Origin of the sequence: Rheinheimera sp., assembly GCF_020217005.1 — a bacterium.
Classification (GTDB): Bacteria; Pseudomonadota; Gammaproteobacteria; order Enterobacterales; family Alteromonadaceae; genus Pararheinheimera.
This window is the reverse complement of record NZ_JAIWOI010000309.1, coordinates 1-10,000: the sequence shown is the minus strand read 5'-3', so window position 1 is coordinate 10,000 and position 10,000 is coordinate 1. Positions and strand designations below refer to the sequence as shown.

The 10,000-nt window shown below is 47.7% G+C and carries 6 protein-coding genes; 2 read left to right on the top strand and 4 right to left on the bottom strand.

Translation table 11 applies throughout. The features are described from left to right. Positions 1-30: 30 nt before the first annotated feature. On the bottom strand, positions 31-1,290 hold the full coding sequence (locus LDL40_RS15090; protein ID WP_300996255.1) for an HlyD family efflux transporter periplasmic adaptor subunit: 1,260 nt from the start codon (positions 1,288-1,290) through the stop codon (positions 31-33). A 168-nt stretch (positions 1,291-1,458) separates the two neighbouring features. On the opposite strand from LDL40_RS15090, the gene LDL40_RS15085 reads away from it, so the two are divergent. Together LDL40_RS15085 and LDL40_RS15080 are read left to right on the top strand one after the other, a co-directional pair. Beyond that, complete coding sequence (locus tag LDL40_RS15085) at positions 1,459-2,403, top strand: exo-alpha-sialidase (protein ID WP_300996254.1); 945 nt, start codon at positions 1,459-1,461, stop codon at positions 2,401-2,403. A gap of 254 nt (positions 2,404-2,657) precedes the next feature. Further along, the gene (locus LDL40_RS15080) at positions 2,658-4,901 is read left to right on the top strand and encodes a TonB-dependent receptor (RefSeq protein ID WP_300996253.1); all 2,244 of its coding nucleotides are present in this window, start codon (positions 2,658-2,660) and stop codon (positions 4,899-4,901) included. Positions 4,902-4,969: 68 nt separating this feature from the next. On the opposite strand, the gene ppc is transcribed toward LDL40_RS15080, so the two are convergent. The 3 genes from ppc to LDL40_RS15065 all read right to left on the bottom strand — a co-directional run. Beyond that, positions 4,970-7,600: a phosphoenolpyruvate carboxylase gene (gene ppc, locus LDL40_RS15075; RefSeq protein ID WP_300996252.1), complete on the bottom strand. Its 2,631-nt coding sequence runs from the start codon at positions 7,598-7,600 to the stop codon at positions 4,970-4,972. Between the two features lie 598 nt (positions 7,601-8,198). Next, complete coding sequence (locus tag LDL40_RS15070; RefSeq protein WP_300996251.1) at positions 8,199-9,545, bottom strand: cation:proton antiporter; 1,347 nt, start codon at positions 9,543-9,545, stop codon at positions 8,199-8,201. Between the two features lie 40 nt (positions 9,546-9,585). Then, the coding region (locus tag LDL40_RS15065) for a fumarylacetoacetate hydrolase family protein (protein WP_300996250.1) at positions 9,586-10,000 on the bottom strand (415 nt) is incomplete at its 5' end.

Genomic DNA, 10,000 nt, shown 5'->3' with positions numbered 1-10,000 from the left:
TCTGTGCTCCACTGCTTCACACAGCCTGATTTAAATCTGAAAACGCCCTTTTATGCTGAATAATGGCTCGAGCAGCCAGCTAAGGATTGATCGTTTCTCCAACACTATGTCTGCACTTAACAACATGCCGGCCTGAAGTGGTAGTTGTTCGCCATAGGCTTCAATAAACTGTTGATTCAGTTGAACCTGAACCTGGTAAACCGGCTCCTGAATTTGCACCGGACTATCAGGGTCTTGCGCCATTAGCACTGCTTTTGACAACTGACTGACCTTGCCCTGATACAGGCCAAAGCGTTGATATGGAAAAGCATCAAACCTCAACCAGGTGATTTGGCCTGGCTGGACAAAGCCAAAAGCGCGGGTTGGCACCAATAAATGTGCATACAATGAGTTGGATTCAGGTAGCAGTTGCATCAGGACCTGAGCTCCATGCAGGTGTTGACCCAGACTGACGACTAAATTAGTGACTCTGCCAGCTACAGGTGCAGTCAACAACACCTCACCTCGGGCCTGTAACTCAGTTTTTTGTTGTTCAAACTCTAACCTCTCAGCTTGTAACTGCTGAAGCTGAAGTTGCTGCTCGACGGGCAACCTCTGTCGCTGATTTTCCAACTGAATCTGCTGCTGACGAATAGACTGAGCAAGAGTTTGTAGCTCTGCAAGTTGCTGTTGTAACATCAGATGTTGATCTTGAAGCAGCTCAAGCTGTTGCGTCGGCAGATGACCTTTGAGCACCAGCTGTTGCTGAGAGTGCAAACGTTGGTTTTGTAAGTTGATGCGTTCAGACAGTAACTTTTGCTGACGTTGATTGTCGGTAAACTGTAGTTTGACACTGTCTATTTGGGCAGACAGTTGTTGACGCTGCTGCGCAAAACTGTGGATCAGCTCATGTCGTTTTTGTGTGTTTAGCAGTAATTGCAGGGACACCCCACTTTGCAAATATTCGGTCAGACTTTGTCCTGCAGCCAAATATTCATCACTGCTCAGCAAAGCCAGTTTTTGCCCCTGTTTTACTGCAGCACCATCCTGAACATAAAGCTGTTTAATCACAGCAGAACGTTGGCTGTGGATCCTTACCACACCTCCGGAAGGCTTGAGGTAGCCAATCACTGTCTCTTTGCGCGAAAACTGCGCCTGTTGCAGCAGTAGTATTAAACAGGAGACTATAAAGACTAAACAAAAGCACAAGACAGAGGTACTAACAGGTTGCACAATACTCACCTGCCCTTCAAGCCTTTGCTGCTGTGCCTGCAAAGCCTGGGGTCGAAATAAACTTTGCTCTGTCGCCATAGTGAAACCCCGTGCAGTTTTCTACACTGCAAATAGACTTACCACTGAGCGTCGACAGGCATACACCCAACACTATTAAAGAATCTGTTACTGAAGTACAACTGAGCTTAGCTTAACATCAAAAAATAAACAATTAATTAACAATAAAAATACAGACGGTTTGCTTGAATGACAACAAAAACAGACAGAGCAGCAACAACACTCTCCTTAAAATTAGTTTGGGTGCAACGAGCCTGGAAAACCGGCAGACACAATGCGTTTACCGATTTATGTTACTTCAGACAACGCTTTTACCTGGTATTCCGCCAGGCATCCGGTCATCACTCAAAAGATGGTTTTTTACGTATCATGAGTTCGGTTCAAGGCAAAAAATGGCGGACTGTGGCTGTACTGCATAACCCAATTGCAGATTTACGGGATGGAAAACTCACAGTAACGCCGGACGGCAAATTACAGTTATTGGCAGCGGCCGCCTTCCACGACAAGACCAATAAGGCCTACCAGTCTTATCTATGGCTCTCATCTGATGGCAAACACTGGTCTGCCCCCCAGGAAGCAGGTGAAGCAGAATATTGGTTATGGCGCTTAAGTTATCTGCGGGATCAGGCTTATGCAATTGCTTATAAATGTGGCGCGGATCGGCATATTCGCTTGTATCAGCAAAATACTGCAGGCCAGTTTGAAGTCCTCGCCTCCCGAATCTATGATCAGGGTTACCCCAATGAAGCGGCCTTGTTATTTGATCAGCAAGACAGAGCCTGGTGTTTATTACGTAAAGATCCTGATCATGGCCAACTGGGTTATGCTCTTCCGCCTTACCAGCACTGGAACTGGCTGGATATAGGTTGTCGTATTGGCGGGCCTCAGGCCATTTTTACCCCTTCAGGCCAGATGTTGGCAGTTGTCCGTCTTTATGACGAAAACATCAGGACTAGTCTTGTGACTCTGGATCCATGCAAAGGCGATCTCAGAGAGCTAATCAGCTTGCCTTCGGGCGGAGATACCAGCTACGCCGGCATGGTACTTCATGGTAATGAGCTATTGATTAGTTATTATTCATCTCATCAGGGGCGTTGTTCAATTTATACAGCTCTTTTATCTGTAGAAGTTTAAGTGCCATCAAGTTAGCATCAGGTAAACCAGACTTTACTGAAGTAGATAATGTGCAAATTAAAGTCAACAAGCTGATGATTTTCAGCCATTTTATCCGCAAGATCGGCAAATCTAGCCACAAAATGCTATAGTAGCAGACAAGTTGTCAGGGCAAACACTGTGGTCACTCCAGAGTTTGTAGGGTTCGCACTGACAACCAATCCGCAGGACGCACCAGAAAATACATAACAGCCTAAAACTAAGGTAAAACATTGATGAAAACATGCAAAAAGTCTGTTCTGGCATTGAGTGTTCAGGCCAGTCTGCTCGCTGCAGCCATGGGTCTTTCTCCTGCTTTATTCGCGCAGGAAAGTGACAAAGGCCAGGCTGCTGAAGAGACAAAATTGGAACGCATTATGGTGACAGCACAGAAACGTGTGCAAAGCACTCAGGAAGTTCCTATCTCTATTGCAACCTTAAGCGGCGAGAAATTCGACGCTTTGTTTGCAGGTGGCGAGGACATCCAGGCTTTATCTGGCAAGATTCCAGGTTTATACGCTGAATCATCAAACGGCCGCGCAGCACCACGTTTTTACATTCGTGGCTTGGGAAATACAGATTTTGACCTGGCCGCTTCTCAGCCGGTTTCTGTGATTATGGATGACGTGGTGATGGAAAACGTGATCCTCAAAAGCTTCCCGTTATTTGACGTAGCGCAAGCTGAAGTGATCCGTGGCCCGCAAGGCACCCTGTTTGGCCGTAACACCACAGCAGGTATTGTGAAATTCACCTCGGTCAAACCCACTCAGGACTTTGAAGCTTATACCAAAGCGACCATAGGCAACTTAGGCACTATTAATATAGAAGGTGCTGCAGGTGGTGGTTTAACAGACGAATTATCAGCTCGTATTTCGTTGATGAACCAGAATCGTGACGACTGGGTAGATAACGGTTTTACCGGTGAAAAAGACTTTACTGGCGGCCATGACGAGAAGGCCGGTCGTTTGCAGTTTTTATATGACACAGACGCTTTCTCAGCCTTGTTAAACGTGCATGGCCGTAAGCTGGATGGTACTTCGTCTTTGTTCCGTCGTAATATTCTGACGCCAGGCAGTAACGAGCTGAATGATAACTACGACCGTGACACTGTCTATTACGATGACGGTGAAGGTAACTTCCAGAAATACGATAACTCAGGCGCCTCATTAACACTGGAATTTGATATCGGTGGCATGACCTTTACTTCAGTTACGGCTCAGGAAAATGCAGATGGTAAAGGCAAAGGTGACATTGATGGCGGTAATGCGGCAGGCCCAGGCCCTTCCGATCCTACTGGTGCTGTCACTGAAGATCAGTTAAATGACCTGGAGCAATTTACTCAGGAATTCCGTTTAGCCAGTGATACCGATGAAGCTTTAGAGTGGCAGGTTGGTGCTTTCTACTTTGACTCTTCTTTTGGTGTAACCAGTATCGACGGTTTCTTTGGTGCTACTACTGTTTACCATGGCAACGAAAGCTGGGCTGTTTTTGGTCAGTCGACCTACAACCTGACAGACCGTTGGGATATCACCGGTGGCATTCGTTACACTTATGACGAGAAAACTTTTTCTGTAGGTCAGCAAAACATTGACGGTTTCGCTTTAACTATTGGTGCAGCCAGTATTCAGGATTATGACCCAATCAAAGTAGATGACGGTCAGGTCAGCTGGGAATTAAGCAGTAACTACCGTTTAACAGACAAAACCAGTCTGTATGGTCGCTTAGCCAGCGGTTTCCGCGCTCAGTCAATTCAGGGCCGTGATGTTGCGTTCGAAAAAGCTCCTTCGGTAGCGGATTCAGAAACTATTACCTCCGTAGAAGTAGGTGCTAAATCCGACTTACTCGACGATTCATTACGTCTGAACGGCGCATTGTTTTATTACAACATCGATGATATTCAGTTATCTGCTATAGGTGGCGCCACTCAAGGTAACCAGTTGATCAACGCCGACAAGGGTACTGGTTATGGTTTTGAAGTAGACGCAGAATGGCGTGCAGCTCCAAATCTGATCCTGGGCGGTGGTTTTAGCTACAACAACACTGAGCTGAAAGATAAAAATCTGTTGGTGGCACCTTGTGGTTCAAAACTTTGTACCCCGACCGATCCTTCAAACGGCGCTGGTTTAGTCTTAATCGACGGTAATCCTTTCCCACAAGCTCCGGAAACTATCTTAACAGCAAACGCCCGTTATGATATTCCGGTGAGCTCGGGTGAGATTTATATCTACGGCGACGTAGCACGTCAGGGTAAAACCAACCTGTTCCTGTATGAATCTATGGAATACAACACCAACGGTAATTTTGAAGCTGGTCTTCGTGTAGGCTATCTGAATTTTGATAACAACTACGAAGTGGCATTATTCGGCCGTAACATTACGGACGAAGACAACCTGAAAGGCGCAATAGATTTTGCTAACCTGACAGGTTTTGTCAACGAACCTCGTGTTATCGGTGTGGAGTTTAAAAAGAACTTTTTCTAAGTTTTTTAGATGATAAAAAAGGGCATACACTGTATGCCCTTTTTAATTTGTTGAAAACGCACAGCCTTTTAACCCGAATTTCGCATACCTGCGGCTATACCAGCAATGGTCACCATCAAAGCACGCTTAATGCTGTCGTTTACCGTCTCCGGCGCATGTCGCACCCGGTTTAACAATTCCACCTGCAAAATATGCAGCGGATCGACGTAAGTGTTACGCAGCATAATGGACTCTCGGATCCAGGCTTCTTTTGCCATCAGGGTATCGCTTTGGATCAGTTGTAACAACAAGGCTGTATCTGCAGCAAGTTGCTTACGTAATTCCTGACCTAAAGGCAACAAATGCTCGGGTACAAGCTTTTCATCGTAATAAGCTGCTATTTCCGCATCTGCTTTTAAGTACACCATTTCCAGCATAGACAAGCGGGTTGCGAAAAACGGCCACTGCGCGCGCATCTGTGCCAGAAGTTCGGTTTTACCCTGCTCGACCACCACAGCCAGCGCGCTGCCTGCACCTAACCAGGCTGGTAACATCAATCGATTTTGCGACCAGGCAAAAATCCATGGAATAGCACGCAAGCTCTCTACACCACCATTCGGATTCCGTTTCGGCGGGCGACTGCCGAGTGGTAACTGCCCCAACTCCAGCTCTGGCGTAGCAGCGCGGAAATAAGGCACAAAGTCCGGGTGATGCCGCACCACAGCACGATAAGCGTCACAGGACACTGTGGCCAGTTGTTGCATCAACTCACGCCAGCTCTGCTCCGGCACTGGCGGCGGTAACAATACCCCTTCCAGTACAGCACTGGCATATAAGGCCAAACTACGTTGTGCTAAGCCGTTTAAACCAAACTTAAAGCGAATCATCTCGCCTTGTTCAGTCACCCTCAAACCACCAGCCAGCGATCCAGGCGGCTGAGATAAAATCGCAGCATGGGCAGGACCACCGCCACGACCTATAGTGCCGCCACGGCCGTGGAATAAGGTCAGCTGCACTTTCGCCTGCTGACAAATAGCCACTAAAGCTTCCTGTGCACTGTATTGAGCCCAGGCCGCAGCAAAAGCACCGGCATCTTTGGCCGAATCAGAGTAACCAATCATCACTTCCTGACGACCGTTGATATAGCCTCTGTACCAATCGATGGCCAACAACTTACTGATACACTCCGGCGCATTGGTTAAATCGGCCAGGGTTTCAAACAGAGGCGCTACCCGCATAGGGAAAGTAATACCAGCGTCTTTGAGCAATAACTGCACAGCCAGTACATCTGAAGGTTTACCGGCCATAGAAATGACATAAGTCGATAAAGCTTCTGGTCCATGCCGGGCTACTATGTCACAGGTATCCAACACTTCTTTGACTTCAGGGCTGGGTGACCAGTGACGCGGAAATAAAGGCCTTTTGCTGTTGAGCTCATTTAATAAAAATGCCTGACGCGCAGCCTCATCCCACTCGGCATAGTCGCCAATCCCCAAATAACGGGTAAACTCGCTGAATACTGCAGTATGACGGCCTGACTCTTGCCGCACATCCAGCTTCAACAAGGTTAAACCGAAAGCATAAGCGCGGCGAATGGTATCTTTTAATAAACCTTCAGCCACCACTTCCATTTTGCAATCACGCAACGACTGGTAACACAACAACAAAGGCTCCAGCAATTGCTGATTGTGCCAAATCAAATCTTCAGGGCGCTGTAATCTGTCATGTTTTAGCGCTTCAGTTAGCCAGTCTCTGGTATGCAGCAACTTATGACGGAAGTCTTTTAACAGCTTGCGATAAGGTTCTGACACATCGCCTACTACAGCACGTAAAGCTTCGTTGACCTGATTCATCGATAGTTCGTTTGCCAGCACATCTAAGTCCCTGCTGAATAAATCAGCAGCCTTCCAGCGGCTTAAAAGCAACACCTGACGGGTAACTTTAGCAGTCACAAAAGGGTTCCCATCTCTGTCGCCCCCCATCCAGGATGAAAAACGTATAGGAGCAGCGTCTAGAGCCAGGCCATGACCGAGCACAGGCAACAACGCAGTATCCAGTTCACGGATAAACTCTGGAATAGCTTCCCACAATGAAGTTTCAATCACAGCAAAGCCTGATTTGGCTTCATCCACTGGCGTAGGTCGTTGTTCGCGGATTTCATTGGTATGCCAGGCCTGAGTGATCAGCTGATACAAGCGGTTTTCTACTTTTTTCTGCTGTACCGGGGCTAAATCCTGCTCCAGTTGCGCCAGACAGGCCGCAATTTCGGTTAACTTGTGGATTAAAGTACGGCGAGTCACTTCTGTCGGGTGCGCCGTCAACACCAGTTCTATAGACAAATCGGCAACAGCTTGTTCAATCCGGCTTTTGCTGACATTTTTGTCCTGCAGCAGTTGTAGCAGTTCTGCCACAGGTTCTGGTTTTTCAATAGAAGCCCGGCCAGCCTTACTGATGGTATGGTGTTGCTCTGCTAAATTGGCCAGATTAAGGAACTGGGCAAAAGCACGGGCTACAGGCAGAATTTCCTGGTCCGTTAAACTGGCCAGAACTTGCTTTAGTTGTTGATCCTGCAGTTCTGTACCCTGCCTTGCCTCTTTGGCTAAAGCACGGATCTGCTCAATACGTTCTAAAACTGCATCACCTAATTGATTACGTATGGTGTCACCCAGCTGGGTGCCCAATAATCCTACGTTTGCCCTCAAGGCAGCATATTGCGACATGACCCACTCTCCTCGTTGCACTGCCTGCAGTTTAGTTCTGCGGTTTCTCCCCCCTTCGTACTTGAAGCCGCAGATTTTTTGACTTCGCGCTCTCGTCCCAGTCACATAAGACAACTATGCTCCTGGGGCCTCGCGCACTTGTCGCCTCCCTGCAACTCCAATTACTTTGGGGTGTTTATAGTTTTCTTACCCACCCTAACGGGTATTTGTTTAGTGCTCAAGCCTGATAGATTACAAAACGACCAACAAAATAGAAAGCCAGAAGTTTAGAAGTCTGAAACACCCGAGCAGGAAGCTATCCTCAACCTTGCTATTCAAGTGATTCAGCAAAGTTTGGTACAGCACAAAGCGGACAATAAAGAACCGGGCACTGCGTTAATAACCTTACGCAGCCAAATGATGCTCTGAAATGTGTTATCAGCCCTGTTATTGAAAGCAAAATATGAGATGTCAGGAGGCTGCAGGGGGGCTTTTTACTGCGAATCACAGCATCAATCTGCAGCCAATGTCTATTTTACAACAGGGCGCCAACCCCATTGACAACGGCAAGACCCTGATGCTGCTAAACCTGATTGAAAGTGGCCGCTGGCACCGGTGATCACCAGCGCCAGAATTTAAACCTTTTTGGTTCGGACTGCTCAACTAACACTGCGTCTACCGGTTCAGGTGCATGTAAAGCGGATAGATCCACAGCCACAGTGCCGTCAGCCTGCCACGGATGCTGTGGCAGAGTATCAGCTATAGCAGCGGACGCCTGAGCCTCTGTTTCTCCAGCCAAACGGAAAGCATAAGAGGCTATAGGTGGCCCTATGGTTTCAAATACAGTCACAGCACCCAACACTATGGCACTGATCACTGCGGCATGTTGTGGTACCAGTTGACTGGAACTTTGTACCAGGCCTATCGCCAGACCCGCCATAGGAATAAGTAATAAACCGGACGAAGCGCCAGTGCGCACTGTTTGTCCCAGCAATACAGAGCTGACACTGACACCAAACCATTTGGCAGCAGCCCGCACAGCCACCAAGGCCATAATGACAGGAGCAAAAGCCACCAACTCGGCGAAGTGCAGATTAGCACCGGCAAATACAAACAAGACGATAAAAAACAGCTCAAAAGCACTACCAAACTCTAGTGCAGACACCACTTCGTCACGTTCCATACTGCGCACTATGATGCCAACCACCAGCGGCGCAAAAAGCGCTGAGAGCTTTAATTGCTGGGCCAGCCCCAGACACAACATTAAAGCGCCAACAACCAGCGCCAGCTTGTATTGCACGGCACTTTGAGTACGACTGGTTAAAAAATGCAGACCATAGGCAATGGCGCCACCCAATAAAGCGGAGCCTAATAATAAATACATAGGTTGTAAGACGATCTGCTGCCAACCCGCATCCTGCTCTGCAAGCAATACAGGCACCACAAAAGCAAAAGCAAGAAAAGACAGCAGGTTATTCAAGGCAACCAGGGATTTAGCGGCTTCGGTGACTGGGCCCTTGGCGCCAACTTCATGGGCAACGTGTAATAACACGGCTGGGGAAGAGGATACTAAAATAGCCGCAATTAAGGCAGCCAAAGCCAATGGAATTTGAAATAGCCATAACAAGGTAAAGACCGCACTGAAGGTTAAGGTACTTTCCACCAGAGCTATCACCAGCAAACGTGGTGATTGCCGTAAAAAGCGCAAATCCAGTGATGAACCCAGCCGGTATAAAATCAGTGCCAACGTGATATCTATCAGGATACGGGAGTCTTTAAGCACAGACTCAGTCAGTAAACCTAAACCACTGGGTCCAACTAAAAAGCCAACCAGCATAAAGCCTGTGATACTGGGCAACCAGGAAATACGATGCGCCAGGTAGCCGCCAAGGCTGCCAATCAACAGCAGCAAGCCAAAGGATGACAAAGGGGTAATAGTTAATGGCCAGGCCGGTAAAAACTCCATCCAAAACTCTCCATGGCAAATTAAAAACCAAATCAGCCGATTAGCTTATCACAGCCTTATGACTGCAGAGCGTGTTGATTTGGCCAAACGCTCCAAACTGTAACTCAAGTTCTGTATTGGCTGGTGCCTGCAATACCCCAGCATAAGAGCCTGTAATCACCCACTGGCCTTGTTTTAAACCAATACCCTGAGCTCTTAAATGATTCACCAGCCAATACAGAGGCAACAGCGGGTCCTGATTGGGGTGTTGAGCAACCAGTATCTGTTTTTGACCAGAATGCTCCAGCACCAGCTCAAACTGCCCCGGAACACTGTCAGATGGTAATTCAGGTCCAATGTATAGCCCCTGATTAAACAATCCAGCGGCCAGTTGATCTAAAAACTCTGCACCAGCATCGGCCTGGTATGGCCTGATGATTAGCTCCAATGCCAGATGAGTGGCGCCTATGGCCGCT